Origin of the sequence: Mycobacterium sp. 852014-50255_SCH5639931 (genome assembly GCF_001665605.1) — a bacterium.
GTDB classification, from domain to species: Bacteria; Actinomycetota; Actinomycetes; order Mycobacteriales; family Mycobacteriaceae; genus Mycobacterium; species Mycobacterium paraffinicum.
This window is the reverse complement of sequence record NZ_LZSV01000024.1, coordinates 152,843-176,595: the sequence shown is the minus strand read 5'-3', so window position 1 is coordinate 176,595 and position 23,753 is coordinate 152,843. Positions and strand designations below refer to the sequence as shown.

21 protein-coding genes are annotated in these 23,753 nt (G+C 68.1%); 3 read left to right on the top strand and 18 right to left on the bottom strand.

Going from position 1 to position 23,753, the window contains the following annotated elements:
- The 4 genes from A5758_RS14885 to A5758_RS14870 all read right to left on the bottom strand — a co-directional run bounded on the left by A5758_RS14885 (position 1) and on the right by A5758_RS14870 (position 4,575).
- Positions 1 to 819: a class I SAM-dependent methyltransferase gene (locus A5758_RS14885; RefSeq protein WP_067741150.1), complete on the bottom strand. Its 819-nt coding sequence runs from the start codon at positions 817 to 819 to the stop codon at positions 1 to 3.
- Between the two features lie 3 nt (positions 820 to 822).
- Complete coding sequence (locus tag A5758_RS14880; RefSeq protein ID WP_067741148.1) at positions 823 to 2,091, bottom strand: amidohydrolase family protein; 1,269 nt, start codon at positions 2,089 to 2,091, stop codon at positions 823 to 825.
- A 115-nt stretch (positions 2,092 to 2,206) separates the two neighbouring features.
- Complete coding sequence (locus tag A5758_RS14875; RefSeq protein ID WP_067741145.1) at positions 2,207 to 2,980, bottom strand: class II aldolase/adducin family protein; 774 nt, start codon at positions 2,978 to 2,980, stop codon at positions 2,207 to 2,209.
- Between the two features lie 2 nt (positions 2,981 to 2,982).
- The gene (locus A5758_RS14870) at positions 2,983 to 4,575 is read right to left on the bottom strand and encodes a class I adenylate-forming enzyme family protein (RefSeq protein WP_067741142.1); all 1,593 of its coding nucleotides are present in this window, start codon (positions 4,573 to 4,575) and stop codon (positions 2,983 to 2,985) included.
- A 927-nt stretch (positions 4,576 to 5,502) separates the two neighbouring features.
- Here A5758_RS14870 and A5758_RS14865 point away from each other — a divergent pair.
- A complete protein-coding gene (locus A5758_RS14865) occupies positions 5,503 to 5,862 on the top strand; it encodes an SHOCT domain-containing protein (protein ID WP_067741139.1) in 360 nt (119 codons plus the stop codon).
- On the opposite strand, the gene A5758_RS14860 is transcribed toward A5758_RS14865, so the two are convergent.
- The 4 genes from A5758_RS14860 to A5758_RS14845 all read right to left on the bottom strand — a co-directional run bounded on the left by A5758_RS14860 (position 5,839) and on the right by A5758_RS14845 (position 10,310).
- Positions 5,839 to 6,360 carry a hypothetical protein gene (locus A5758_RS14860; RefSeq protein WP_067741136.1) on the bottom strand — a complete coding sequence of 174 codons (522 nt, stop codon included), beginning with the start codon at positions 6,358 to 6,360 and terminating at the stop codon, positions 5,839 to 5,841. The genes A5758_RS14865 and A5758_RS14860 overlap by 24 nt on opposite strands.
- On the bottom strand, positions 6,353 to 7,717 hold the full coding sequence (locus tag A5758_RS14855) for a molybdopterin-dependent oxidoreductase (RefSeq protein WP_082939702.1): 1,365 nt from the start codon (positions 7,715 to 7,717) through the stop codon (positions 6,353 to 6,355). Before A5758_RS14855 ends, A5758_RS14860 begins: the two co-directional genes overlap by 8 nt.
- A 72-nt stretch (positions 7,718 to 7,789) precedes the next feature.
- Positions 7,790 to 9,184 carry a fatty acid desaturase gene (locus A5758_RS14850; RefSeq protein ID WP_369816445.1) on the bottom strand — a complete coding sequence of 465 codons (1,395 nt, stop codon included), beginning with the start codon at positions 9,182 to 9,184 and terminating at the stop codon, positions 7,790 to 7,792.
- 28 nt (positions 9,185 to 9,212) lie between these two features.
- The gene (locus A5758_RS14845) at positions 9,213 to 10,310 is read right to left on the bottom strand and encodes a ferredoxin reductase (RefSeq protein WP_067741130.1); all 1,098 of its coding nucleotides are present in this window, start codon (positions 10,308 to 10,310) and stop codon (positions 9,213 to 9,215) included.
- A 256-nt stretch (positions 10,311 to 10,566) separates the two neighbouring features.
- Between A5758_RS14845 and A5758_RS14840 the strand changes: the two genes are divergently transcribed.
- Positions 10,567 to 11,442 carry a DMT family transporter gene (locus A5758_RS14840; protein ID WP_231987325.1) on the top strand — a complete coding sequence of 292 codons (876 nt, stop codon included), beginning with the start codon at positions 10,567 to 10,569 and terminating at the stop codon, positions 11,440 to 11,442.
- On the opposite strand, the gene fadD1 is transcribed toward A5758_RS14840, so the two are convergent.
- The 9 genes from fadD1 to A5758_RS14795 are packed head-to-tail and all read right to left on the bottom strand — an operon-like array spanning position 11,418 to position 20,469.
- Complete coding sequence (gene fadD1 / locus A5758_RS14835; protein ID WP_067741125.1) at positions 11,418 to 13,007, bottom strand: fatty-acid--CoA ligase FadD1; 1,590 nt, start codon at positions 13,005 to 13,007, stop codon at positions 11,418 to 11,420. The two genes, A5758_RS14840 and fadD1, sit on opposite strands and share 25 nt — an antisense overlap.
- Positions 13,004 to 14,596, bottom strand: a complete 1,593-nt coding sequence (locus A5758_RS14830) for an NAD(P)/FAD-dependent oxidoreductase (protein WP_067741122.1) — start codon at positions 14,594 to 14,596, stop codon at positions 13,004 to 13,006. Before A5758_RS14830 ends, fadD1 begins: the two co-directional genes overlap by 4 nt.
- Positions 14,593 to 15,549 carry an alpha/beta hydrolase gene (locus tag A5758_RS14825; RefSeq protein ID WP_067741348.1) on the bottom strand — a complete coding sequence of 319 codons (957 nt, stop codon included), beginning with the start codon at positions 15,547 to 15,549 and terminating at the stop codon, positions 14,593 to 14,595. The genes A5758_RS14830 and A5758_RS14825 overlap by 4 nt, the downstream gene beginning before the upstream one ends.
- A gap of 30 nt (positions 15,550 to 15,579) precedes the next feature.
- Entirely contained in the window at positions 15,580 to 15,981 is a 402-nt protein-coding gene (locus tag A5758_RS14820) for a Zn-ribbon domain-containing OB-fold protein (protein WP_067209034.1), read from the bottom strand.
- Between the two features lie 2 nt (positions 15,982 to 15,983).
- The gene (locus A5758_RS14815) at positions 15,984 to 17,186 is read right to left on the bottom strand and encodes a thiolase family protein (protein WP_067741119.1); all 1,203 of its coding nucleotides are present in this window, start codon (positions 17,184 to 17,186) and stop codon (positions 15,984 to 15,986) included.
- A complete protein-coding gene (locus A5758_RS14810; protein ID WP_067741116.1) occupies positions 17,183 to 17,638 on the bottom strand; it encodes a MaoC/PaaZ C-terminal domain-containing protein in 456 nt (151 codons plus the stop codon). The genes A5758_RS14815 and A5758_RS14810 overlap by 4 nt, the downstream gene beginning before the upstream one ends.
- Positions 17,639 to 17,645: 7 nt before the next feature.
- Positions 17,646 to 18,155, bottom strand: coding sequence for a MaoC family dehydratase N-terminal domain-containing protein (locus A5758_RS14805; RefSeq protein WP_067741113.1), 510 nt, complete (start codon positions 18,153 to 18,155; stop codon positions 17,646 to 17,648).
- A complete protein-coding gene (locus A5758_RS14800; RefSeq protein WP_067741110.1) occupies positions 18,152 to 19,270 on the bottom strand; it encodes an acyl-CoA dehydrogenase family protein in 1,119 nt (372 codons plus the stop codon). The genes A5758_RS14805 and A5758_RS14800 overlap by 4 nt, the downstream gene beginning before the upstream one ends.
- Positions 19,271 to 19,290: 20 nt before the next feature.
- Positions 19,291 to 20,469 carry an acyl-CoA dehydrogenase family protein gene (locus tag A5758_RS14795; protein ID WP_067741107.1) on the bottom strand — a complete coding sequence of 393 codons (1,179 nt, stop codon included), beginning with the start codon at positions 20,467 to 20,469 and terminating at the stop codon, positions 19,291 to 19,293.
- A 276-nt stretch (positions 20,470 to 20,745) separates the two neighbouring features.
- Between A5758_RS14795 and A5758_RS26070 the strand changes: the two genes are divergently transcribed.
- Positions 20,746 to 20,910, top strand: coding sequence for a hypothetical protein (locus A5758_RS26070; protein WP_197503948.1), 165 nt, complete (start codon positions 20,746 to 20,748; stop codon positions 20,908 to 20,910).
- Between the two features lie 12 nt (positions 20,911 to 20,922).
- On the opposite strand, the gene A5758_RS14785 is transcribed toward A5758_RS26070, so the two are convergent.
- A complete protein-coding gene (locus A5758_RS14785; protein WP_082939707.1) occupies positions 20,923 to 23,592 on the bottom strand; it encodes an FHA domain-containing protein in 2,670 nt (889 codons plus the stop codon).
- Positions 23,593 to 23,753: the final 161 nt, after the last annotated feature.

Genomic DNA, 23,753 nt, shown 5'->3' with positions numbered 1-23,753 from the left:
TTAGAACTCGAAGCGGTTCAGCACGTCGTACTTGCCGCCGGGCGATGCGCACGTCAGCTTGTACATCCACCGCACCGCCGTCGATTCGATTTCCCGGTAGCCCGCCAGCGCGGGCGCCTGCTCGACCAACCGCAGCCTCGGGTTCCACGTCTGTAGCACCCGCGCGTCGTGGATGCCCCACTTGATGATCCCCCTGGTGAAAAGCTTCGACAGCAGCGGCGCCAGAGCGGAGAGCGTGTCGAATTGCATTTCGCCGCAATCGAATCGATCGGTGAGCCGCTGCAGCAACACGCGGACCTGCTGCTCGGTCAGATACATCAGCAGGCCCTCGGCGACCACCAACGTGGGCCGCCCGGTCGGGATCTGCTCCAGCCACTTCGGATCGCTCACCGACGAGCCGATCATCCGGTAGGACTCCGTGTCGTCGTAGAGTCGCCGCCGCAGCTCGATGACACCGGGTAGGTCGATGTCGAACCACGAAACCGAATGCGGCACGGCGAGCCGGAAGGCGCGCCCATCGAGGCCGCAACCCAGGTGCAGGACCACCGCGTCGGGGTGACGCCGCAAGAAGTCCGCGCACCAGTCATCGAGCGCTTTCGCCCGCAACGCGACCAGGTATTGGTTCGACACCGGCAGCGAGCTGCGATGGATCCTCTTGAAGTCGTAGGCGATCCGGTCCACCGCCTCCGCGGCCGCCCTGTCGCCCAAAATTGGTCGGGGGGAACGGCTTTCGTAGGCGCGCAGGTACAGCGTGACGAGGTTCGTCCACTCCACCGAGCCCCAGCGGACAGAGCTGAAGTCGGCTTTGGCCGTAGTCATGGCTCAGAACGCCTCGGGATCGCGCTGCACTTCTTCCGGCACCGGGTGGCGGTACAGGCGGGATGCGTTCTCCCAACTGAATTTGCGGATCACATCCTGAGGCAGGTCACCGATTTGCTCGTGGATCGTCTGCTGGGTGTGGGGCCAGGTGGAGTCGCAATGCGGGTAGTCGGCTTCCAGCATGATGTTGTCCACGCCGATCCGATCGCGCTGCACGAACGACGATTTGTCCTCCACCGCGCAGAACCAGAAATTCCGCGTGAAAACTTCGGCGGGGGTAAGGCTTTCGCCCAGCGCCTGCCACGTGCCGTACATCGCGTGATAGCTGAGCATGTGGTCGAGGCGGTCCAGCAGGCCGGCGACCCAGCCTATTCCGCCTTCCGACAAACAGATCTTCAGGTTGGGGAATCTGCTGGGCAGCCCGGAATACAGCCAGTCGACCGCCGCCGAGATGGCGTAGGCGAAGAACAACACGCCCTGCACGTCCGGCGGCGCGTCCTTGGTGGTGGACGGCGAAGACCCCGACGAGCCGATGTGCAGGTTCACCACGGTCTCCGTCTCGGCGCACGCCGCCATCATCGGGTCCCAATGCCCGGAGTGAATGCTCGGCAATCCCAGCATCGCCGGGTTCTCGCTGAACGTGACGGCGTGGAACCCACGCTCGGCGTTCTCGTAGATCATCCGCGCGCCGAGCTCGGGATCCAGCAACCACGGCAACTGGCACGCAATGATGCGCTCGGGATACGAGCCCGCCCACACCTCGAGGTGCCAGTCGTTCCATGCGCGCACCGAGGCCAGCGCCAGGTCGCGGTCGTTGGTCACCTGCTGCAACCGTTGGCCGGCGAACCCGGGCAGGAAGGACGGGAAGTTGAGCGAGGCGTAGATGCCGTTGAGGTCCATGTCCTTGACGCGTTCGTGGATATCCCAGGCGCCCCTGCGCATTTCGTCGAACCGGACCGGCTCGAAGCCGTACTCCGCCACCGGTCGGCCGACCACCGCGTTGAACCCGACGTTGGGCAGTTCCCGGCCGTCGTAGACCCAGGTCTGTCCCCCCCTCCCGGTCTCCACGACTTTGGGTGCGCGGTCGGCGAACTTGTGCGGCAGCCGTCCGGTGAAGGTGTCCGGCGGCTCGACGATGTGGTCGTCGACCGAAATCACCGTGTAGCGCCGGGGCGCCCGCGGTGGGTCCGGCAGGAAGGTGACCGAGCGGTGCTCGCCGGTCTTCGCGGTGGTGAAGCTCAGGTCGCCGGCCAGCTCGTCGATCGATTTCACTCGTAATCTCCTTGCGGGACGGCGCGGTTGAGTGTGCGGTGGCGGCTTTCAGTGTGCGGTGGCGGCGACGGCTGTCGGCGTGTCGCCGCCATGGGTGCACACTCGCCGGTGCGGTTCACGTGAGCACATCGGCATCGGCCTTGATGGTCATCCTGGCCGCTCCCGCCCAGTACACGTCGGCCGCGCGCTCGACGAGCGACCGCTGCATGCCCGCCATGTCCGCCCAGTTCATGGCCACCGGCTGGATGCCGGTGAGGAGCACGTCGTAGGCCAGCTTGCATACCCGCTCGATCGACGCCGCTCGGTAGACGGCCTCGGGCAGGTTGCAACCGGTGGCGATGACCCCGTGGTTGGCCAGGATGGTCAGGTTCGCGGGCCCGATGCGGGCCGCCAGTTCGGCCGCGCGGGCGGGGCTGTCGATCTCGCCGTCGTAGGTGTCCACCAGGCACAGGTCATCGAGGAACAGCGAACCGGTCTGGTGCACCAATTCGGGCAGCCTGCCCAGCGCCGCGAGCACGCACACGTAGTAGGGGTGATTGTGGATGACCACCCGGGCGTCGCCGCGGGCGCGGTGCAGCTCGGTGTGGATGTGGATGGCGGGTGTGACATCCCAACGGCCGCGCAACACTTGCGCGTCGGCGTCGACCACGCAGATGTCGGACGCGGTGATCTCCTGCCACCACAGGCCCCACGGATTGACGAGCATCTCCGTCTGTCCGTCCGGCTGCCAGGTGATGTGTCCCGCCATGTTCTCGGCGAATCCGATGCCGGCCAGGTGGCGGAAGGCCACGGCGAGCGCCTGCTCGTCGGACAGCTCGACCCCGATCGGGGGAACCACCGACGGCGCCCAGACCTCGAGGCCGCCCCGACGCGCGTTAGGAGCATTCATCATCAAGTCTCCGTTCTGGCTCGAATATCCTCGCGGAGCCGGCCTTTGGCAACCTTCCCGCCGGACGATCGTGGCAGCTCGTCGACCACGATGAGCCGTTCGGGCAGTAGCTCCTTGGATACCCCCAGCGCCAACAGGTGTTGGACGAGCTCGGGCAGGTCCAGGGTGGCGGCGTCGACGAGTTCGGCGTAGAGGCAGACCTTTTCGCCGAAGACCGGATCGGGCATCGCCACGGCCGCCGCCACCCCGATGGCGGGGTGGGTCGTGACGGCGTCCTCGACCTGGGTCGCGCTGATGTTCTTGCCGCCGCGCAGGATGAAGTCGGAGGTTCGCCCGGTGACGGTCAGATAGCCGTCCGCGTCGATTTCGCAGATGTCGCCCATGCGCATCCAGCCGTCGCGGGTGAACAGCTTGTCGTGGTCGGTCCCGCCGAGGTAGCCGAGGCTGGTCGCCGGGCCGCGGCATGCGGGCTGGCCCCGTCCCGTCGCGGTGACGTCCCGTTCCCCGTCGAAGAGCCGGACGGCCATCTCGGGGACGATCCGGCCTCCGGTGCGCAGCCGGCGTTCGCGTGAGTCGTCCATCGTGGTCGCGCTGAGCATCCCGGTTTCGTTCGAGCCGTAGAACTGCAGAATCGTGGCGCCGGTGAGCTCCTCGAACTCGACGGCCGGCCGGTATGGCAGCGCCTCGCCGCCGGTGAACACGACGCGCAGCGAACTCAGGTCGTAGCCGCGGGTGGCGGGATCCGCCATCAGCATGGTCAATTGCGTGCTGACACAACACAACACGCTGACCTTGTGCCGGGATATCGCCTCGCAGGTCGCCCTCGCACCGAACCGTTCCAGGATCACCGCGGTGGCGCCGAGATAGATCGGCGTGGTGTGGCTGGTCCATAGCCCGAAGCCGAACGGCGTCGGTATGACGGGCAGGATCGTGTCCTCCGGCGTCAACCGCCCGTTGGCGACGGCCTTCTGGTGGAAGTAGTACCAACGATTCTGGGTGTGCACCACGCACTTGGGCAGGCCGGTGGTCCCTGAGGTGGAGTTGATGAGGAAGACATCGTCGGGGCCGAGTCGGGACTCGCCGGTCAGCACCCTGGGCGGTACCGGGACGTTCAGTCGAGGCCTGCCGGCGTCAGCGGTCAAGACGAGGGTGGGCAGCGAAAGCTCGTCGGCGACAGTCGCGGCTTCCCTGCCGCGCTGCTGATCGCTGATCAGGATCTGCGGCTGCGAGCTGCGCAGGATCGCCGTGACCTCACGGGTGCCGGCGCGCGCGCCGACACCGACGACGACGGCCCCGCACCGCTCGATCGCCACGAACAGCACGTGGAGGGCGGCGGAGTCGCCGTGCCACACCGCCACCCGATCGCCGGGTGCCACTCCCGCGCCGGCCAGCTGTTCGGCAACATCGGTTGCGGCACTGTCGAATTGGCGCCAGGTCAGCGACGTCCCCGGATGGTCGACATAGGCGAGACGATCCGGCGACTGTTCGGCGTTGCGGCGCACCGCGTCCGAAAGTGTCGTGTCAGACCAGAAGCCGGCGGCACGAAACCGGGCCGAGTCCTCGTCGGTGAACGCCGGCGAGGACTCGGACTCCATGGCCAGATCATAGGAAAGCCGCGAACGGCGCTGTCAGCAAGTCGGGTCGTTGCCTTCGCGGCCCCGGCTGCTAGGGATTCTGTGGGCCCGGACCTGGAGCGGGGCGCTGTGGATCGACGGCGATGGCGGGAGGGCGGGGATGCGGCGGCGGGTGGCAGTGCTGAACACATCCGCAGTTCAAGCCGATGATGCAGCCACCCCCGCCAACAGGCTGAACGGGCAAGGCGCCCCCACCCGGCGCCGGCGCCGGCGTCGCGCTGGAAGAAGGAGGGCTCGCAGCCTTAGCGTTCGTGTCCCCGGGCGACCAAGCGAACGCCACGACGAGTGCCGCAACGACACCACACAACCCCGCCACGGGCCGGGCTTGTCGCTTGTTCACAATTCCGCAGTGTAGTTACTCGCCGCGGGCCACGCATTTGCGCGGCCGGACTGGGGATTCGACGGCGCCGAGGCGGGAGGTGCGTGCTGGGGATCGCCGGCGACGTCCGGAGGACGTGGGTGCGGCGGCGATTGGCAGTGTTGAACACATCCGCAATTGAGTCCGATGAAGCAGGGAGAGCTGGGGGGTCCGCCCCGGAAGGCACTGTCGTGGGTCGATGAGGATGGGGACGGCGCAACGGTTTTGGTCATTGCAGTCGTTGCGGTGACGTCGAACGGCGTGAAAACCAGTGCGGCCAGGCAGGCGCTCACCGCCGCCGTCCGGGCTTGTCCATTCCCCACGCCTCCCCATCGTAGTTATTCGCTGCGCGATGCGCAGGACACGCGCGGACTTGAAAGAACACTCCAAGAAGTCGCCAAGAATCCTCCAAGGACGGCCACCGACGGTGAAGTCGCCCGGCGCGCTTTGGGATCGGTAGCGCCACGGGTGATTTGCACTTGCCCCACCACCGCTGCGACCCGCAGCGACCTATACGGAGGTTATAGCGGATGAAAAGCAAGGTCGTCGTGCTACTGGCCGGCGGGATGCTCGCGCTAGTGCTGCTGACGCGCTACTTCGCGCTGAGCCGGGCCGGCGTGCCGTTGGGGTGGATGCTCTACCTCGGGCTGCCGATCACCGGCGCCGGCGTGCTGTTCGCCCTGCGGCTCATCGGCCTGGGCGAGGGGTGGAGCACCAAGGGCGCCACACTGCAGCACACCGGCGGCATCCACGTTCACCCGGCCGCGCTCCCGCTCTCCGAACCGCCGCTTTCCGAGCGCCTCAAGCAGCTGGAGGACCTGCACGCCAGGGGCGCGATCTCCGACACCGAGTACAGCGCCCGGCGCCTACACATCATCGCCAACATGTAGGTCGGCCGCGTCGGTCCGCCGGCGCGCCGTTGCCGCGCGGACCGCGTAGATCGCGGCGCTAACCCCGAACATCGCCGCCGTCAGCAACAGCCAGCGACCCAGAAAGGGGTCCTGCGTCTGACCGGTCGCGGCCGAATAGGTGGCGCCGCCCTGCTTGATGATGCCCGGAAGGAACACCAGCAGCGCCAGGCCCGCGCCCAGCGCTGGCACCCGGATGTAATTGATCACCCGCACGGGCGGTGCTGCGAGCCGGCCGACGGTCCCCGACAGCAGCCGGTCGAGAAACGCATAGATGGGGAACAACACCAGGTCGTGGGCGACGATGGCCGCGGCGAACCACACGATGATCGACTGCCACCACACCTGTGGGTTCCACAGCGTGACCGGTTTGATCATGACCACCACGTAGCCCAGGAGCGCAAACCCGGCGATCAGGGTCAGCAGATGCCACGGGTAGGACCCGTAGACCCTTGCGAAACCCCTTCGGGCACTACGCATTTGCGGCCGCCTGGAAGGCTATCGACTCCACCCATTTGGTGTTGTGCACCCCGGGCAGCGCCGGCACGATGATGCGCGCCGGGAAGCCATGGTCCGGCGACAGGTCGGCGCCGTTGACGCGCAACGCCAGCAGCGCATCGGGGTGCAGCACCTGGCTCCCTTGCAGTGTCGCGCGGCCGAATGCGCCGGAGCGCTCCAGCGACGCGACATGCGCCGAGGCCGGCGCGGGAACGCCGGCGAGCCGGGCCAGGTCCGCCAACCGCACCCCGGCCCAGGTTTGGGTGGTCGACCAGCCTTCCACGCAGGCGATCGGCAGGACGGCGGTGCGCTGCGGCATGGCCAGCAGCGCGGTGCGGTCCAGTACCACGGGGCGAGGACCGCCGGTCACGGTGAGCCGCCAGCGCTCGCCGGTGTTCTCGGCGGAAATTCCGGCGACTACCGCGGTTCGGTTGATCTCGAAGTCGTTGGGCCCATCGCCACGGGTGCGCCCCCGCGGCAGCAGCAGCGCGGCAGGCCGCGTGTAGCCGCCCAGCGTCTGGCCCGCGGTGATGACCGCCAGGAACAGCGCGCCGCCGCCCACCAGCGCCAGGGCGCCGCGGCGGCTCACCGTCGCGGGGTGCGGGTCCGCGGCGACCAGCCCGTCCGGCTCCCACGCCTGGGCGGTGGTGTCCGCAGGCCCGGTGCGCAGGACGTCGCGCGGCGAGATCGAGCGCAAGCCGGACCACATGGCCGGGATCTTGATCGCGATATGCACGACGAACCCGGCGATGAACACCCACGCGCCGAAGTAATGCGCGGTGTAGAAACTGAACCCGAAGATATAGTCGTACTGGATGTTCAGCACGCCCGTCACGATCTCGAACAGGACGCCCCCGACCAGCATCAGCAGCGAAACCCGTTCCAGCAGTTGAGCTATCGATCGGGCCGGCGGCCATGCGAACAGCCTCGGTATCACCGACCACAGCTTGGCCAGCACCACCGGGATCAGGATCAGCCCGAGCCCGACGTGCAGTCCTTGGGTCAGCCGATACAGCCATGACGGGTTGGTAGGCCAATCGAACGTCGGCAGCTTCAGCCACCCGACGTCCCCCGGGATGGCTTGGCCGAACCGCGGCCCGTAGGCGACATACGACAGCAGGCCGGTGATGATGACGATGGGCAGCGTGACCAGCAGCACCGAACCGAACACGGACGTCAGCCAAGGACCCCGGAGCGGGCTGCGCCACCGTTGTGCCTGCCTGACACCCGGCGGCGGGTGCTCGTCCAGCAGGCGCCACAACCGCGCGGGAAACCCGTAACCTCCGGCATCGGCCGTCGGCCCGGTGTCATCGATATCGGATCTGCGGATGCGGGGCATCATCGATGATCATCCACGACCGGCGGACGAAAATGGTTCAGATTCGGAGTCTGTTCACACTCGGCGGCCGGGTCAGTCCTTGCCCCGCGGCGGTGGCTCAACCTCGACGCCCGTGGAGTCGTGTTCGGGTCCCGCGGCCGGGTGTTCGGCCGGGACGCGATCGCGGAATCGGGCGCTTTCGCTGGGCCGCTCGGGATCGGGCCGATGCACGTTGCCGTGGTAGGGACCCGGCTTCGGTCGGGGCTTTCCACCCGGGAAAGCCAGGCGGAATATGCTGCGGTGCACCGTCCCCCACTGCTTCGAGAAACGGCCGGAGTTGTACGGCAGCTCGTAGCGCTCGCAGATGTCTTTGACCTGCGGCGCGATCTCCGAGTATCGACTGCTCGGCATGTCCGGGTAGAGGTGGTGCTCGACCTGGTAACCGAGATTGCCGCTGATGAGGTGGAACAGCGGGCCGCCATCGATGTTCGCGGCGCCGAGCAATTGGCGTACATACCAACCGCCGCGGCTTTCGTTCTCGACTTCTTCCTGCGTGAACGTGTACGTCTGGTCGGGGAAGTGGCCGCAGAAAATGATCGCGTGCGCCCACACGTTGCGGATGACGTTGGCCAGCGCGTCGGCGGTCAGGGTGCGCAGGTAGGTGCTTTCGACGCCGGGCGCGACTTTGTCGAGGAAGTTCGCCGCCTTGGCGGCCCTGCCCTTGTTGGACACCCGACGGATCCTCCTGCCGATGCGGGACTGCGCCGGCTGCTCGAGCCGGCCGCGCAACGCCAGTTGGGTGAGGGCGAACGCCCCGGCGCTTATCGCCGGCCAACCCAGGTAGTCCTTATAGATCTGCGCGCGCGCCTTCACGCCGATGCCCCGCAGGTCCTTGCGCACCTCCGACCACGGCTTCTCGCGTTTGCGTATCGCGTCTATGTCCAGGTCGTGGACGGCCACACCCCACTCGAACAGCAGCGTCAGCAGCAGGTTGTAGATCGGTTGGCCCAGGTAGCGCGGAGCCCACTTCTGGTTGGGGTCGATTCGCATGATCTCGTAGCCGAGATCCTTGTCCTTGCCGAGGATGTTCGTGAACGTGTGGTGGATGTAGTTGTGGGAGTGCTTCCACGACTCGGCGGTCGACGCCGTGTCCCAGTCCCAGACCGAGGAGTGGATGTCGGGATCGTTCATCCAGTCCCATTGACCGTGCATCACATTGTGGCCGATCTCCATGTTCTCCAAGATCTTGGCCATGGAGAGACAGGCGGTGCCCAGCAGCCACGCGGTCTTCGATCGCGAAGCCAGCAACAGCACCCGGCCGGCCACGACGATCTGACGTTGTGCCGAGATGACGTTCTTGATGTAGCGCCGGTCGCGGTCGCCGAGATCGTTGAACACGTCGTCGTGGATCGCGTCGAATTCCTTCGCGAGTTTTTCGAGTTCTTGTTCCCCAAGTCGGGACAGCGGGCTCTCCCCGGCCCTCTTCACGGCAGTTGTCACAAGCCGCTCCTTTCGATCAGAGTTCGAGTTCGACGTCGCCCTCGGCGGTATTGATGCAGATTCGGACGTCCTGTCCGGTCGGTTCGATCACGTCGCCCGAGCGCAGGTCGCGGAGCTTGCCTGACTTCAACGTGCCGACACAGGTGTGGCAGATGCCGATCCGGCAGCCGAATGCGAGGTTGAGACCGGCCTTCTCACCCGCCTCGAGAATCGATGTGCCGCCGTCACATTCGACTTCCTTGTCGCTGTCGAGGAAGCACACCGTGCCACCCTCGCCGGCGTTCGCGTCGCCGCCTATCTTCGGTTGGAACCGCTCGAAGTGCAGGCGTTCGCGATCCCCGTTTTCTTCCCAGTGCTCGATCAGGGCGTCGAGCATTTCGCCGGGACCCGAACAGAACGCCTCGCGCTCTCGCCAGTCGGGGCACAGGTCATCGAGGTCCTCGGGTGTCAGCCGCCCCTGCTCGGAGGTGAGGCGCAGATCCAGCCGCATCCCGTCGTGGCGGCCGGCGAGCTCGTCGAGCGCGTCGGCGAACATGGTCTGCGCGCGGGTGCGCGCGGAGTGAATGACCACCACGTCGCCCAACTCGTTGCTGCTATCGAGACTGCGCAGCATGCTGATGATCGGCGTGATGCCGCTGCCGGCGCTGATGAACAGCATCTTGTCCGGCACGGGCTCGGGCAGCGTGAAGACCCCCTCGATCTCGCCGAGCCGCACCAGATCGCCGGGCTGAATTTTGTGCACGAGATACGGCGACACCGCGCCGCCGTCGACCCTCTTGGGCGTGACGCTGATGAGTCCGTCTTTGGGCGAGGGATCCGACGTCAGCGAATACGCGCGCCAGTGGTAGACGCCGTCGATGACCACGCCGAGGCGCACATACTGACCGGGCTTGTGGCCCGGCCACTCGTATCCGGGGCGGATCAGAATGCTGGCCGCTTCCGAGCCCTGCTGCTCGATGGCTTCGACCTTCCCGCGCAGCTCTTTGGTGGTCCACAGCGGGTTGATCATCTCGAGGTAGTCGTCCGGCTGGAGCGGGCTGAACAAGCGCCGCACCGCCCGCAGGAACAATCGTCGTCCCCGTGGGACCTGGGGCTCGGCGCCTCGTTCAGCCATGCCGCTAGAGTACACAGTTGTACACTCACTCTAAACGTCTGTATTGAATTACCTTGTAGCGCATTGTTCAACAGGCACTCAATGGCAATAGAAAGAACGCATAGCTGTTCACTGCTCGTGATCGCGGCCCGGCCGGGGCTGACGCCATGCGTAGGTGTGACGTGCCCGCACTACACCCTGCCCAAACATTTGTTCAGAGAATTCTCAGCCGGCCGCCCGCCCGCACCGCTCGGTGCTGACGCCTATTGTTCGAGGTGTGCTGATCGGCTTCCTTCTCGCGTTGGGCTGCTCGGTTTGTTACGGCACCGCGTCGGTGTTGCAGGCGGCGGCGACGCGATCGGTGGAAGCCGGCAGCGGCTCGGGCGTCGATACCGTGCTGTTGATGCGCGCCGCCCGGCAGTGGCGGTACCTCGTCGGCGTCGGCCTGGACGGCGTCGGCTTCCTCCTGCAAGTGGCGGCGCTGCGCCTGGTGCCGATCTATGTGGTCGCCGCGGCGTTGGCCGCCTCGATCGCCGTCACCGGCATCGCATCCGCCTGGCTGCTGTCGGCGCGATTGTCTCCCTCCGAATGGACCGCGGTGGGCGTGGTCTGCGCGAGTCTGGTCGTCCTCGCACTCGCGGCCGGGCCCGGGCACTTCCGGCACGCCCCGGCCGGTCTCGGGTGGGCTCTGCTGGGCGTGGTGGCCGCGATCTTCATTGCCGGTGCGGTGACGGGCCGACTCCCGGACCGGCCGCGCGCGCTGGCGCTGGGGCTGGCGGCCGGGACCGGTTTCGGGGTAATCGAGGTCGGCGTGCGGCTGATCGAGGTGATCGATCCGACCAAACGCGCCTTCTACACCAATCCGGCGCTGTACGCGGCGGCCGCGGGCGGGGCCGCCGGCTTCCTGCTGCTGACCTCCGCCCTGCACCGTGGGTCCGTGACCACGGCCGTCGCCGGGATGGTCATCGGTGAAACCATCGCGCCCGCGTTCGTCGGCGCGGTATGGCTGGGCGACAGCGCGCGTGACGGGCTCGGCTGGCTGGTCATCGCGGGCTTCGTGGTGGCGGTCTCGGCGACACTCGTGCTGGCGCGGTTCGGGGAAGCGCCGCAGGAGGTTCCCGAATCGGCTCAAGCCGACGAAGCCGTCAGCTGACGGTAGGCCGTCCCGCGCGCCCGGCGCGTCCACAACACGCCGCCCTCGGCGCTGACGCCCGCCGCAGTCAGCGCGCGCTTGAGGATCTTGTTGGTCGCCGTCGTCGGCAGCTCGGCGTTGATGCGCACATACCGCGGCCAGGCCTTGGGCGACAGATCCGGTTGTGCGGCGAGGAAGCTCGCGAAGCCTTCTGGCCCCAACCGCGCCCCGTCTCGCAACACCAGCGCGGCCATCACCTGGTCGCCGACCCGCTCGTCGGGCACCGCGTAGACCGCGACCTGGCTCACCTCCGGCAGGCGTTCCAGGATCCGCTCGATCGGCCCCGCCGCCAGGTTCTCGCCGTCCACCCGCATCCAATCCGCGGTGCGGCCGGCCAGGTAGATCCAGCCGTCGGCGTCGCGGTAGGCCAGATCGCCCGACCAGTACATGCCGTGCCGCATCCGCTGCGCGGTCGCGGCCGGGTCGTTGTAGTAGCCCACGAACGGGCCCGCGCCCTGGGTGTTGACGAGCTCGCCGACCGCGTCGTCGAAGTTCGTCAGCGCCCCGTGTTCGTCGAATTCCGCGACCGCGCACTCGGTGAGCGTCAACGGGTTGTAGATGCTGACTCCCGCATATGGTTTCCCGATCGATCCGTGCGGGGTGCCGTCCTCGCGGACGACGATCACCGCGAACTCGCTGGAACCGAAGCTGTCCACCACGCGGCATCCGAAACGCCTTGCGAATTCGGCGATGTCGCGGTCGGTCGCCTCGTTGCCGAACGCCACCCGCAGCGTGTTGTCGGCGTCGTCCGGCCGCTCGGGGGTGGACAGGATCAACGCGAGGGGCTTGCCGACGTAGTTGAGGTACGTCACGCGGTGGCGGCGCACGTCGTCGAGAAAGCGTGACGGCGAGAACCGGGCCGGGACCATGGTGGCGCCGGCACCGATCGCGACCGCCCATCCGGCGGCGATGCCGTTGGAGTGAAAGAGCGGCATCGACAGGTAGCAGACGTCCTCGGCGGTGACGTCGTACTGGAAGATCAGGCTGGCACCGCACATGACCGCCATCGCGTGCGCGAGCCGGACGACCTTCGGGTCACCACTGGTCCCGGAGGTGAAGATCATCATCAGCGTGTCCCCGCCGGTGACCTCGCGGTGCGGAACCAGGGGCGGCGCGGCGGCCACCAGTTCGGCGTAGCGCCGACCCGTCACGTCCAGCACCTGAATCCCGTTGAGGTCCAAGCCATCCAACAGTTCGCGATGTTCCGGGTCGACGAGTAGCAGCTGGCAGTCGGACCGCCGGATGTCGGCCAGCAGCCCGGCCCCGCGCCGCGTGGTGTTGATCCCGCACAGCACGTAGCCGCCCAGCGCGGCGGCGGCCATGGCGCGCAGCATCGCCGGGGAGTTGGGCAGCAGGGCCCCGACGTGCAGCGGACGCGCCGGGTCGGCAATCCCGATCAGCGCGGCGGCCTCCGCCTCGGCCTCGGCGAGGTGTTCGCGCCACGTCCAGGTGTGCTCGCCGGAGGAGAGGGCCGGGGTGTCGTCGCCACGACGTTGCCGCAGCAGCTGCTGGACCGTCTCGATCATCGGGTGGTCAGCACCAGCCCGGCGTAGTGGCGACGCGCCACATCATCGCAGTGGCGTCGATACGTGCCGAACCCACCGGCGTACGGCATGAAAATCCGTTTCTTGCCTTCGATATTGGCGCCCAGGTACCACGACGAGGCCGCTTTCGGGAAGAGCGTCCGCTCGGCCGCCTGGCCGACGTGGTCGGTCCAGGCCTCGGCGGCGTCGCGCCGCGGCTCCACCTCCGTCACCCCAAGGCGGCGGGCGGTCAACACCAGCTCGACGACCCAGTCGACCTGCACCTCGGCGTGCAGCACCATGTTGGCGAGCACCGACGGGCTGCCGGGGCCGCTGATGGTGAACAGATTCGGCAGGCCCGGCACCATCAGGCCGAGGAACGTCAGGGGTCCGTCGGCCCACACGTCGCGCAGTCGCACTCCCCCGGGCCCCTCCGGGTCGATGCGGGTCAGCGCGCCGGTCAGCGCGTCGAAGCCGGTGGCGAAGATCAGCACATCGCAGGGATAGGTCGCGGCGCTGGTTCGCACGCCGTCGGCGGTGATCGCCTCGATTGGCTCGCGGCGCAGGTTCACCAGCGCGACGTTGTCGCGGTTGAACGCGGCGTAGTAACCGCCGTCGGTGCAGATCCGCTTCGTCCCTATCGGGTGGTCGACGGGTATGAGGTCGGTGGCCACGCCCGGATCCGCGACGATTTCGCGGATCCGCTCCTCGGCGAACTCCCGTGCGATGTGGTTGGCGGCGAGGTCGGAGTTCTGATCGGGAAACGTCTTTGCGAACAGCACCCCACCCTCGCGCCAGCGGCGCCACAGTGCCTCGGCGCGTTCCTGTGGGTCGGTGTCGACCGCGTTCTTGTGGTACGTGCCGTGCGGGGTGCCCGCAGCCGCGTAGGCCGCGGCGCGGCGGCGCTCGGGATACTGCTCCCGGATCTGTTGCTGCTCCTCCGGCGTCCAGGGGCGGTTGGGCATCGGAATGCTGTAGTTCGCGGACCGCTGGAATATCACCAGTCGATCCGCCTGCGCGGCGACGATCGGAACCGCTTGGATGCCAGAGGATCCCGTGCCGATCAGGCCCACCCGCTTACCGTGCAGGTCGGGGTCTTCGCGTGGCCACGCGGCGGTGAAGTACACCTCGCCCGCGAAATCGTCGACGCCGGTGATGTCGGGGCGGTTGACCGCCGACAGGCAGCCCGTCGCGCAGATCAGGAACTGCGCGGCGTAGGCCTGACCGTCGCGGGCGCGGACCCGCCATTGGCCTTGCTCGAAGGCGGCGCCGACGACGTCGATGCCGAAACGGTAGTGGCGGCGCAGATCGAACCGGTCGGCGACGTGGCGCAGGTAGGCCAGGATCTCCGGTTGGGCGGCGAAGCGTTCGGTCCACATCCAGCTCTGCTGCAGTTCCTCGTCGAATGAGTAGGAATAGTCGACACTTTCGACGTCACACCGGGCGCCCGGGTACCGGTTCCAGTACCACGTGCCACCCACGTCGGGCGCCGCCTCGAGGCCGATCACCGACAGGCCCGCCGACGCGGCCCGGTGCACGGCGTAGAGCCCGGCGAACCCCGCGCCGATCACGATCACGTCGGCTTGCGTCATGCCGACTCGCACAGGGTGGGCTGGAGTAGCTCCCGCAGGTCGGAACAGATCAGGTCACGCGCCGAGGCCGCCGGTGGAAACGACGGAATGGTCAGGAAGCCGTGGAACAGGTCCGGAAAGTCGCGGTGCACCACGCGCACCCCCGCCTCGCGCAACCGGAGCGCATAGCCGCAACCCTCGCTGTGCAACGGATCGAGGCCGGCGGTGACGATCACCGCGGGCGGCAGGTCGGCGTGCGACCCCGCGCGCGACGGTGCCACCAGGTGGTCCTGGCCCAAAAGCGTTTGGGCGCCCAGATATTGGCGCCAATACCACTGCATGGCGGCGCTGGTGAGGAAGTGGCCGGTGGCGCAGCGTTGATAGCTGTCGGTATCGAAAGACGGATCGATGACCGGATAGATCAGGAGCTGCGCGGCCGGCGCGGCGACGGCACGTTCACGACACAGGATGGCGGTGACCGCGGCGAGGTTGCCGCCGGCGCTGTCACCGGCGATGGCGGTCCGCGTCGGGTCGATGCCGAGTTCTGACGCGTGGTCGACGACCCAGCAGAACGCCGCAAAGGCGTCCATGGCGGCCGCGGGGGCCGGGTGTTCGGGCGCGAGGCGGTAGCCGACCGACACGACGACGGCCTGGGTCCCGCGGGCCAGGGCGCGGCAGAAGCCATCGTGGGACTCGATGTCGCACAACACGAATCCGCCGCCATGGCAGAACACGACCGCGGCGCGGTCTTCCTGCGGCCCGCCGTGCGGGTAGTAGACCCGCGCGGGGATGGCGCCGGCGGGGCCCGGGATCGAGCGGTCCTCGGTGCGGTGCACGTCGTCGATGTTGTCGACGGGCTGGCGCCGCTGGGCGACGGCGGCTCGGGCCTGCGCGGCGGTCATCGTCTCGACGCGCGGGAATCCCGCGTCCAAATCGCGCAGCATCGCCTGGACGCCGTCAAAGGGATCGTCCATGTACACCTCCCGAACTCCTCGTTGAGTCGGTCACGCCGGCCGGTATTTCAATAGGGTGATTCCGTCTTCGGGCAGATCGTAGAACACCGGCTCGACCCGCATGCCGATATGGACCTCGCCAGGGTCGACGTCCACCAGCTCGGTGCTGAATTTCGGTCCCGCGTCCCACTGAACCACGGCCGGCAGCTGCGGTAGCGAACCGGCCCAGGGTGGACCGGTGGGCCTGCGGGCGATCGTGAACGTGTACAGCGTTCCCGCGCCGTCGATTTCGCGCCATTCCAGATCGTCGGCCAATGTTCCCGGGGCAAGAGTGCGCGGGTAGAACACGTAGCGCCCCAGCGAGGGTGAGTACTGCACCAGGATGCGGTGCTGGGCCAGGGCGTCCCAGAAGGGCCGCGACACCGGCGTCGGCTCAGGAACGGGGATGCTCATCGCTAGTCCCCCCGCATCAGCAGGGCGACCTGCTCGCTCATGATGCCGCCGTTGCCGGTGACGAAAGCGGTGTGGCAGTCGCGCACCTGCGCATCGCCGGCCCGGCCCATCACCTGCCGGGCACCGTCGACGACGTGGTGCATGCCGCCGGCCATGCCGGCCTGCCCGAACGACAGTTGGCCGCCCGCGGTGTTGAGTGGAAAGTCGCCGCGGTAGGTCAGGTCGTGGTCGGCGATCCACGACATCCCTTCGCCCTTCGCGCAGAAGCCGGCGTCCTCGAGGCTCATCAGGACGGTGATGGTGTAGCAGTCGTAGATCGACGCCATGTCCACCTCGGGCCGGTTCAGGCCGGCCATCGCAAACGCCCGGTCGGCGGCGCGGGCGATCGGGGTGCGCAGCAAGTCCTCGGCGTAGGTCGGGGTCTTGAAGGCGATGTGTTCGCCAAAGCCCTTGATCCACACCGGGCGGTGGCGGCCGCGCCGGGCGATGTCGGCGTTGGCGATCAGCACGCCCGCTCCCCCGTGCACCCGCATCACGGTCTCCAGCATGTGGATGGGGTCGGCGATCATCGGGCTGGCGAGAACGTCGTCGACCGTGATCGGGGTCCCGTGGAAGACCGCGCCCGGGTGGGCGCACGCGTTGGTGCGCTGGTCGACGGCGATCTTGGCCACCGCCGCAGGGTCGTAGCCGAACTCGGCCGCATAGCGCTGGGCGATCTGCGCGTAGGGCGCGTTCTGGCCGACGTTGCCGTACGGGATCTCGAATTCCGCTTGCGGCGACCCATAGTTGTTCGACGACGCCCCATACCAATTTCCGGCCGGCGGTGGCCGCTTCTCGGACTGCGGCTGGGAAGCCGATCCGGGAACCACGGCAAGGGCCGCGTCGCAGATGCCGAGCTCCACGGCGGCCGCGGCCCGCCAGATCATGCCCGCCGCCGTTGCGCCGCCCAGGTCGACGCGTTCACCGAAATCGAGTGGCAGGCCGAGGTATTCGCACAGGGTGGCAGGTGCGAACATCGCCGACTCGGCGATGCCGTGGGTCAGCAGGCCGTTGACGCACGCGGCATCCACGCCGGCGTCCTCGATCACCATTCGCGCGAGCATCGCGTACTGGTCGAGGGTGAACAGCGGCGGGCGGGTGGGACGCCGTTCGGCCGGCAGCTCGGCGATGCCGACGATCGCGGCCTCGCCCCGCAGCCCGGTCACTGATCGGCTCCCCGAGGCGTTCCGCGGCGGGGCAGTTCGACCGTCGCCGTGCCGGGCATCAGCACCGTCGCCTCGCGGCGGCCGGCGATGTCGAGGTCCACCATCCCGGCGCCCCGGTCGGAGAGGCGTTTGCCGGTGACCGTGCCGCGGAAGCTCAGTGGCTGGCCGGGGTGGGCAACCGCGCGGTTCTGGACGGAGAAGGACACCAGCCGGCCATGCCCGCCGATCCAGTCCCCGATGGCCCGGCCGAGCAGCGCGGCCTGCAGCGGGCCGTGGACCAGCACGTCGTCGTAGCCCTCGACCGTGCGCGCCCAGTCCTTGTCGTAATGGATACGGTGGCCGTTGTAGGTGGCGGCGCTGAAGAAGAACAACTGCGTCTCGTCGACGGTGACGGTGAGTTCGGGGATCGCGTCACCCACCTCGACGTCCTCATAAAAGACTTGGTCGGCCATGACGCTCCTAGGGACGGGCGATCATCGAAGTCGATGCTTCGGCGAGCAGCTCTCGGTGCTGGTTGCGGTATACCGTGCGCCAGGTGACCAACACGAATCTGCCGGAGCGGCCCTGCTTTTCGACGATCGATTCGATGCTGCGCACCATTTCGATGTCGTCGCGGTGGTAGGCCGGCAGGTGGAAGGTGAAGCTCTCGCCGCCGGCCATGCGCTTGGGAGCGCGCGGAAAGGCGAGGCTGCCCGAGATCGCGCCGGAGGAACCGTCGGGCCGCAGTGCCTCGAGGTGCGTAACACCGAGCACCGCGTACTGCAGAAACAGCGGAGGGCAGATGATGTCACGAAAGCCGTTGGTCCTGGCGTAGTCCGGGTCGAACCATAACGGATTGTGGTCACCGATCGCCGCCGCCCAGCGTTGCCAGTCACGCCGGTTCATTTCGCCCGTCGCCGTGGCGGCGACGGTGCCGACGCGCGACGCGGATTCGGCATCGATCAAGCTGTCGTGTTCATTCGAGCTCATCCAGGCTCCTCCGAGTCCAAGGTCTCCTCCAGCCACGATGCGGCGACGTCCGCCCCGCCGCCCCACGTCGAGCCCCGCCGTGCCCGCTCGGTCCACAGATGCAGGTCGGTTTCGGTGACATATCCCATGCCGCCGTGCAATTGGTGGGCGTCCAATGTGATCAGCCTGGCCGCGCCGGCCGCGTGCATGCGCGCGATGGCGGTCTCCCGGGTCGCCGTGCGACCGCGTGCGATCCAGAAGACCGCCGCGTGCGCGGCCAGCCGCGCCGCCGCCACGGCGATGTGCATGTCCGCGACCAGGTGCTGGGCGGCCTGGAACGACGCGATGGGCCGGCCGAACTGGTGACGCAGCGTGGTGTATTCGACGGTGCGGTCGATGACCGCCTGGCCGACTCCCACCAGGTCCAGCGATCCCAGTGCCACCGCCGCATTGGCCAACCGCCGCAGTTTCACGGCGGAGACGTCACCGAGCAGCGCGTCGGCGGGGACCATGACGTCGTCGAAGCGCACGGTGAACGCCCGGTTCCCGCCGGCCATGGCGAGCGGTTTCGTGACCACCCCGGTTGCATTGGTGTCGACGATGAAAGCGAACGTATGTTCTTGCGCCGCAGCCGAAATCACGATGATGTCGGCGACGTCGGCGTCGGCGACGTAGTCCGCGGTGCCGTTCAGCCGCCATTGCCCCGACACGGGGTCGGCGCGGAGGGCAGCCGACACCACGGCCGCGTCGCGGGCGCTCCACAGCGCCGTGGTGCCGCGAACGGTGCCGCGGGCCAGGGGCGGCAGCCAGGTGCCCTTGGCATTCGGGGAGCCGAGCTGGTCGACCGCGAGCGCCGCTTGAATGCTGCTCTGGATCGTCGTCGGGCACAGCGCGCGTCCGGCCTCGGTGTAGAAAACGGCGAGATCGTCGAGCGAGCCGCCGGAGCCGCCGTATTCCTCGGCGATGGCCAGCCCGAGGACGCCCGCGTCGTTCAGCGCTTTCCACAGCGCCGGGGTGCGACGGTCCGCGCCCGGTTCGTTCAGCGCGCGCACCAACGGCACTGGGCTTTCGGCCGCCAGCAGGGCGCGCAACGCCGAGGCGAACTCGCGCTGCTCAGCGGTGGGTATCGCCTTCATCTGATTACTGTGCGTTCCCGTCAGCGCCCGTAGCTGGGCATCTTGTGCCCGCGCTGGGCGACGATGTCGCGGAGCACCTCGTTGGTGCCGCCGCCGAAACGCATCAGGGGCGCGGCCCGATAGAGCCGCTCGAACTTGCCGCCCAGCGGCGCCTCTTGGCTGCGGTGCGCCAACAAACCGTCCGGGCCGAGCAGGTCGAGCGCGAGCACCGCGATGCGCTGGCGCAGTTCACTGGTGAAGATCTTCTCGACGCTGACCTCCACCGAAGGGATGACGCCGCTGTCGAGGATCGACGCGGCCTCGTAGCCCATCAGGGTGGCCACCGCCACGTCGGCTTCCGCCTGCGCGAGCCGGCGCCGCAGCGACGGGCTGTCGGAGGGCACCGTGCCATCTCGGCGCGGCACCCGCGCCAGCTCACGCAGCTCCTCAACGGCGCGATGCAGGTCGCCCGCGTTGGTCAGTGCGCCGCGTTCCAGGTCGAGCGCGCCGGTGATGTACGTCCAGCCGCGGTTGACCTCGCCGACCAGGTTGGTGACCGGCACCCGCACGTCACGGAAGTGCACCTCGTTGGTGCGATAGCCCGACCACGCGTACAGCGGCCTGATCGTCACACCGGGACTGTCGATCGGCACGATGATGACTGAGATGCCCCGATGGCGAACGGCATTCGGATCGGTACGCACGCAGAGCCACTCGTGGGTGGCGCGCTGGGCGCCGCTGTTCCAGATCTTGGTGCCATTGATCACCCATTCGTCGCCGTCGCGGAAGGCGCTGGTGCGCAAATTGGCCAGGTCGGTTCCGGCCTCGGGCTCGGAATATCCGACGGCACAGACCATTTCGCCCCTGGCGATGAGCGGCAGCCATTCGATTTTGTTCCGTTCGGTGCCGTGGCGCATGATCATCGGCGCGACGGAGGTGACCGTCAGGTCGGGCCCGGGGACGCCCCAGTACTCGAATTCGCTCATCAACAGGTGCAGGTGGATGGCGCCCAGCCCCAGCCCGCCGTACTCGCGGGGCCAGTTCAGCCCGAACCAGCCCTTCCCCCCGATCTTGCGACGAAACCGCGCCACCTCGCCGCCGGGGAACTCCAGGTCGTGCTCGGCGAGCTCGGCTCGCAACTCCGGGGTGACGTTGTCGTGCAGGAACTCGCGGACCTCGGCCAGCCAGGCGCGCTGCCCGGCGTCGAGTTCGAAATCCATTCCGGCGCCACTGCCTTTCTGCAGCCTTTCTGAAAGGCTTTCCACCAAGCAGCGCCAGCGTAACGCCAAGGCGAGATCGCGCCAGGGATTTCGTCGTGACGTCGCCCTCGGCGCGGGAGGAGATCGTCTGCGCGTCCCGACTGTAAATACGCTGTCAAACTCCCGTTAATTCGTATCGGCGCTCTCGCAGATCCGCGGCATCGCTGCCAAGCTTTTTACATCGGCCGGTCGATGCTGACCAGGCACTCTGCCCAGCCGCAGCCTGAGGGAGAAGTCATGCCCAGTGTTGAGACCCGCCTCCGCGAAGACATGCGCAACTATGCCGTCGAATTGCGCCAACTGGCGTACACCCTGCCGCTGGGCGTTGGCGAGCATGCACTCCTGGAATTGTCCGACCGCATGCGGACGGCCGCGGAGCAGGCAATCCGCAAGGGAGCCTGACCGAGCGCCGCCTCAGCCGCCCTTGAGCCGGATCTTCCAGCGGACGAAGCTCAGGTAGAACACGCTGATAACCACCAGCATCGCGATGTCGAACCACCAAGCGCCCGGCGTGTGATGCCAGTGGGCGTCCTTCGGGCTGAGCGGGCCGGGCACCAATTTGGTCAGGTCGGCGGTCGAGGCCGACGCCGCGAACCCCCAGCGCGCCGGGGTCGCCCAGGACATCTGGTCCAGCCCGAGCCGCCCGGTTACCGGGATCATGCCGCCGGAGAACACCAGCTGCGACATGACCGCCACCACCAGGAGCGGCATGATCTGTTCGTTCGACTTGGCGATGGCCGACAGTGCCAGCCCGAGCATCGCCGAGGCCACGCACGTCAACGCGACGTCGGCGAACAGTTCGAGACCCGGCCGGCCGAGCGCCACGGCACCCTGGGTCGGACCGCCCTTGCCGAGCAGCACGATGATGGTCACGATCGCCGATTGGATGACCGCGAAAATCGTGTAGACGCAGACCTTCGCCATCAGGTAAGCGCTGGTCGACAGGCCGACCGCCTGTTCGCGCAGGAAGATCGGGCGTTCGCCGATCAGGTCGCGGATGGTCAGCGCGGTCCCCATGAACACCGCGCCGACGTTGAGCAACACCAGGATCTGCCCGGGCTCGTTGGGTGCGGCGCCCATGGGATTGGGGATGCCGAATCCGACGGTGCCGGGCACCGACATGGACAGCGAACCCATGATGAACGGCAGCACCGCCAGGAAGACGAAGTAGCCGCGGTCGGAGAAGATCAACCGGACCTGGCGCCTGGCGATCGTGGAGAACTGCCGGAAGAGGCTCGTGTGCGACGGGTCGCCCAGGTCGGCGGGCTGCTGGGCGGGGGGCGGCGGCGGCTGCGGCCCCGTGCGCGCCAGGTACCGCGCCTTGGACCCGTCGGGGTCGCCCGCGACCGTGCTGAAGATGTCGGCCCAGTTCGTCGTGCCCATGGCCGGCCCGATCTGGTTGGGCGGCCCGCAGAAGGCGGTCTTGCCGCCGGGCGCTAGCAGTAGGACCTGATCGCAGACGTCCAGGTACGTCAGCGAGTGGGTGACCACGAGCACCACACGTCCGGCGTCCGCCAGCTGCCGCAGCATGGTCATCACCTGGCGGTCCAGCGCCGGGTCCAGGCCGGAGGTCGGCTCGTCCAGGATCAGCAGCGACGGCCCGGTCAGCAGCTCCAGGGCGACCGAGGCGCGCTTGCGCTGGCCGCCGGAGAGCTTGTCGACCCGGGTGTGCAGGTGCTGGGTCATCTCGAGTTCCTCGAGGACCCGGGCAACCACCTGAGCCCTGTCGTCCTTCGTAGTGTCCGGGGGCAGCCGCAGCTCGGCGGCGTACATCAACGCCTGTTGCACCGTCAGCTGTCCGTGCACCACGTCGTCCTGGGGGACCATGCCGATTCTGCTGCGCAGCGAGGCGTACTCGGCGTGCACGTTGTGGCCCTCGAACGCGACCGTGCCCCTGGTCGGGTGCGTGTATCCCGCGACCAACCGGGCGAACGTCGACTTGCCCGCACCCGAGGGGCCGATGACGGCCGTCAGCGTTCCGGGCTGCGCGCCCAGCGAGATGTCGTCGAGCAGCGTCTTGTTGTTCTCGATCGTCCAGGTCACCCCGCGCACGTCCAGGCCGCCCGTGGGGGTGGCGGTCGCGCTCTCGTCGCGGCGGGCCAGCGTGCCGCCGGCGAAGACGAGGTCGATGTTGCCGATCGTGACGACGTCGCCGTCGTGGAGCACCGCCGTGTCGACCCGCGCGCCGTTGACGAAAGTGCCGTTGATGCTGCGGTTGTCGTGGATCTCGGTGCCGTGCGGCGTCGGGACCAGGGTGGCGTGGTGGCGGGACGCCAGCACTTCGGGAATGACGATGTCGTTGTCGTTGGCCCGGCCGATTTTGATCGCGCCCGGTGCGGAGTCCAGCCCGGCTTTGCCGGGCCGCAGGATCTTCAGCATCGATGTCGCGAGGTTCGCCGCATCACCACCGACGCGCCCGGTCTCCAGCCCGGCCGGCTGCTGCGGCTGGGCCGGGGGGACATTCATCGGCGACGAGCGGTAAATGTGCGGGGCGTGTTGCGGTCCGCTCGGCGGGGTCGCCGGTTGGCCACCGGTCGGGTATCGGGGCTGGGGGGCGGACGGGTGGCTCGGCATCGATCCGCTCGGCGGGTGGACGGGCTGCGGTCCGCTGGGCTGATGCGTGGGCTGCCGGAAAGCGGCCGACGGCGAATGCTGGGGCTGGCCGGGCCAGGGCGCGCTGGGCGGCTGGGTCTGCGACACCTGTGGGTTCGCCGCGCTGGCTGGGTTGACGATCGGTATCGACGTCGTCAGCGGGGGCCGCCCGGCCGAGCCCTGGTGGCGGCCGACCTCGAAGGTCAGCGCCGGACCGTCCGGATTGCCGATGTTGACGCGCGTGCCGTCCTGGATGTCGACCATGGGCACGCGATGATGGTTGACGAACAGCCCGTTCAGGCTGCCGTTGTCGACGGCGATCCATCGGCCCTGGTCGAATCGGACGATGAGGTGGGTGCGGGAGATCAGGGGATGTGCCACGCGTACGTCGGCCCGAAGGTCACGCCCGATCGCAACATCGTTGCCTGCGGCGAACGTGCGCTCGGATCCCTCGTACCGCACGGTCAACACGGGCGGGGCTGGTCGGCTCATCAGGACCAACTGTATCGGCAGCCGCAAGAATCAGGACGCCGAATTCGCCGGGGCCTCGCCACCAGCTACGACGCGACGTATTGGCCCCCGTGTTCGACGGGTGGGCGGCGGATAACCCACCGTTCATGCGAGAGAGCGACGATAATTTTCTCACGACGACC

Bases quoted from the DNA above. Each gene is read 5' to 3' on its own strand.
- A5758_RS14800 (WP_067741110.1), bottom strand. From the start codon at position 19,270: ATGAAGGCGATACCCACCGCTGAGCAGCGCGAGTTCGCCTCGGCGTTG.
- A5758_RS14795 (WP_067741107.1), bottom strand. From the start codon at position 20,469: ATGGATTTCGAACTCGACGCCGGGCAGCGCGCCTGGCTGGCCGAGGTC.
- A5758_RS14860 (WP_067741136.1), bottom strand. From the start codon at position 6,360: ATGCGTAGTGCCCGAAGGGGTTTCGCAAGGGTCTACGGGTCCTACCCG.
- A5758_RS14785 (WP_082939707.1), bottom strand. From the start codon at position 23,592: ATGAGCCGACCAGCCCCGCCCGTGTTGACCGTGCGGTACGAGGGATCC.
- A5758_RS14875 (WP_067741145.1), bottom strand. From the start codon at position 2,980: ATGAATGCTCCTAACGCGCGTCGGGGCGGCCTCGAGGTCTGGGCGCCG.
- A5758_RS26070 (WP_197503948.1), top strand. From the start codon at position 20,746: ATGCCCAGTGTTGAGACCCGCCTCCGCGAAGACATGCGCAACTATGCC.
- A5758_RS14845 (WP_067741130.1), bottom strand. From the start codon at position 10,310: ATGGCTGAACGAGGCGCCGAGCCCCAGGTCCCACGGGGACGACGATTG.
- fadD1 (WP_067741125.1), bottom strand. From the start codon at position 13,007: ATGATCGAGACGGTCCAGCAGCTGCTGCGGCAACGTCGTGGCGACGAC.
- A5758_RS14855 (WP_082939702.1), bottom strand. From the start codon at position 7,717: ATGCCCCGCATCCGCAGATCCGATATCGATGACACCGGGCCGACGGCC.
- A5758_RS14830 (WP_067741122.1), bottom strand. From the start codon at position 14,596: ATGACGCAAGCCGACGTGATCGTGATCGGCGCGGGGTTCGCCGGGCTC.
- A5758_RS14870 (WP_067741142.1), bottom strand. From the start codon at position 4,575: ATGGAGTCCGAGTCCTCGCCGGCGTTCACCGACGAGGACTCGGCCCGG.
- A5758_RS14865 (WP_067741139.1), top strand. From the start codon at position 5,503: ATGAAAAGCAAGGTCGTCGTGCTACTGGCCGGCGGGATGCTCGCGCTA.
- A5758_RS14820 (WP_067209034.1), bottom strand. From the start codon at position 15,981: ATGAGCATCCCCGTTCCTGAGCCGACGCCGGTGTCGCGGCCCTTCTGG.
- A5758_RS14805 (WP_067741113.1), bottom strand. From the start codon at position 18,155: ATGAGCTCGAATGAACACGACAGCTTGATCGATGCCGAATCCGCGTCG.
- A5758_RS14885 (WP_067741150.1), bottom strand. From the start codon at position 819: ATGACTACGGCCAAAGCCGACTTCAGCTCTGTCCGCTGGGGCTCGGTG.
- A5758_RS14810 (WP_067741116.1), bottom strand. From the start codon at position 17,638: ATGGCCGACCAAGTCTTTTATGAGGACGTCGAGGTGGGTGACGCGATC.
- A5758_RS14825 (WP_067741348.1), bottom strand. From the start codon at position 15,549: ATGGACGATCCCTTTGACGGCGTCCAGGCGATGCTGCGCGATTTGGAC.